The sequence below is a fragment of the Herbaspirillum sp. B65 genome (assembly GCF_000333555.1).
Classification (GTDB): Bacteria; Pseudomonadota; Gammaproteobacteria; order Burkholderiales; family Burkholderiaceae_D; genus Herbaspirillum; species Herbaspirillum rubrisubalbicans.
Map to the genome: position 1 here is coordinate 1 of NZ_BADI01000147.1, position 1,142 is coordinate 1,142.

2 protein-coding genes and 1 pseudogene are annotated in these 1,142 nt (G+C 61.4%); all 3 read right to left on the bottom strand.

What is annotated here, in order from left to right; translation table 11 throughout:
- A pseudogene (locus tag I5W_RS03950) lies at positions 1-188 on the bottom strand (hypothetical protein); the annotation flags it as partial.
- A gap of 4 nt (positions 189-192) precedes the next feature.
- The gene (locus I5W_RS03955; protein ID WP_044528260.1) at positions 193-594 is read right to left on the bottom strand and encodes an EscI/YscI/HrpB family type III secretion system inner rod protein; all 402 of its coding nucleotides are present in this window, start codon (positions 592-594) and stop codon (positions 193-195) included.
- A gap of 83 nt (positions 595-677) precedes the next feature.
- Positions 678-1,142, bottom strand: a 465-nt coding sequence (locus tag I5W_RS31935; protein ID WP_159106103.1) for a hypothetical protein, incomplete at its 5' end; no start/stop codon positions are given.

Consider the following 1,142-nt stretch of genomic DNA (forward strand, 5'->3'; position numbering starts at 1 on the left):
ACCAGAACGATTTCATTGGCATCGCCATCGGATAGGCCTGCCTGCAGGTTGACCGAACGCGAGCAGGCCGACAGCAGAAGCAGCAGCACCAGGATCGCCCCCACACGCGGAAGGTGGGCCAGCAGCCGGGTGGAGCGCCGTGAGCGCGGGCGCACGATCAATAAATTTGCCAGTGGTCGCAAGCTCATGGACTTATTGCAACTTGGTGAGGGAATCAACCGAGGTGACTGCCTTGGATACTACCTTCGAGACGGTCTGCACCCGTAGCTGGAAATCGTTGAGTGCCATCATTGCCTTCATCAGTTGCATGGAGTCGCCAGTGCGGGTGGCTTGTTCCAGCAACTTGGAAACATACTGCTGATCTTGCTTGATCTCCGCCGCCAGATGCGTGGTGCGACCGACGATGGCCGAGCCCAGCGAGGCGTTATCGGTCTTGAAGTGGACCGGATCGTTTTTCAGGTGGCGTTCCAGCGCAGCCCGGAATTCGCCGCTGTCGGCCGCATTGGCGGGCTGCAGATCCAGCGTCACGTTATTGTTCTTTCCCAATACCTCAAAGGAATAGCCGGCGCTGGTCGCTTCTGTCGTCACACTCATGTTTTCGTCTCTCCAGGAAATGGCAGGTCTTGACTCTCTCCTGAGTGGCCGCTGCGTTGGTACCGGTTCCGTCCTGTCGCGGCTCAGAAATCGGGAAGGAAGTCGCAATATTGCCCGCCGCAACCAAGGGGTGAAGCGGGATCGCAGAACCCGGACTGCAGGCAGCGTCGCTGCCGCTGGCTTGGCGACAGGGCTGCGCCGGCGGCGATCAGCGGCGGCGCGACGGCGCGAGGTGGGTGCAAGCGCACCGAAACTTCCGCGTATTTCAATGCAAGATGAGGGGCGCGATCACTGCTGCCGACGATCACTTCTGCGCCTGCGGCGCGCTCGCCGCAGTCATTGGCGACGCCGGCAGTGTCATGGCCAAGGCTTTCGTCTTCGCCCAGCAGCAGGTCGCCACCTCCGGCGCTGCCTCCCCCGGGCGCCAGAGATGAAGGTCGCACCGCAGCAGAAGCATCACCGATGATCTCCATCTGGACGGTGCAACTGAAGCTACTGACGCTGACGCTCTGCGCCATCGGCGTCGATGTGTCGCAAGCATCCTGCTC

Bases quoted from the DNA above. Each gene is read 5' to 3' on its own strand.
- I5W_RS03955 (WP_044528260.1), bottom strand. From the start codon at position 594: ATGAGTGTGACGACAGAAGCGACCAGCGCCGGCTATTCCTTTGAGGTA.